This window comes from Aerococcus sp. L_32 (genome assembly GCF_050689315.1).
On sequence record NZ_JBOEQF010001106.1, the window covers coordinates 1 to 612 of the forward strand.

The following is a 612-nucleotide window of genomic DNA, read 5'->3' on the forward strand; positions in this document are numbered from 1 at the left end:
CCTCGCTGCCTCACGGAATGATCCGCTATCAGCGACGACAACAGCATATTTTAGTTTTTGAAAGTTCATGGCTCTCTCCATCCTTCCCTTGTGAACTTCTACACTCACAATTTCCTATATTACACTAATCAAATTCGTTTTTCACTATTACTGCTCACAGATGATCACTTTTTTAAACGTTAAAAGCTTGGTTGATATCTGCCACTAAATCATCACTATTTTCAATCCCTGTTGATATCCGTAAAACCTTGTCAGTTAGGCCGTATTGCGCCCGTAATTCAGTTGGGATATCCGCATGCGTTTGTGTTTCTGGGTAAGTAATTAAACTTTCTACCCCACCTAAACTCTCTGCAAAAGTAAAAATCTTCAAGCTGTTCAAGGCATCACGGATAATTCCAGCATCTTTTACTGCGAATGATACCATACCCCCGCGTCCTGAGTAATACACTTTCTCAATTGCTGGATGGTTTTCTAAAGCTTCTACCAAGGATTTGGCGTTCTTTTCATGTTGTTGCAAGCGAACTGCCAAGGTTTTTAGTCCACGCATGATCAACCAACAGGCAAAAGGATCTAAAGTTGCCCCTGTTGTATTCAATTGGAAGGCTAATTTTC

Annotated in this window: 1 protein-coding gene; it reads right to left on the minus strand. The window is 40.7% G+C overall.

The window, feature by feature from the left end; genetic code table 11:
* Nucleotides 1-172: 172 nt before the first annotated feature.
* Nucleotides 173-612: PLP-dependent transferase (locus ACRCJ0_RS18405; RefSeq protein ID WP_431391603.1), on the minus strand; the 440-nt coding region annotated here is incomplete at its 5' end.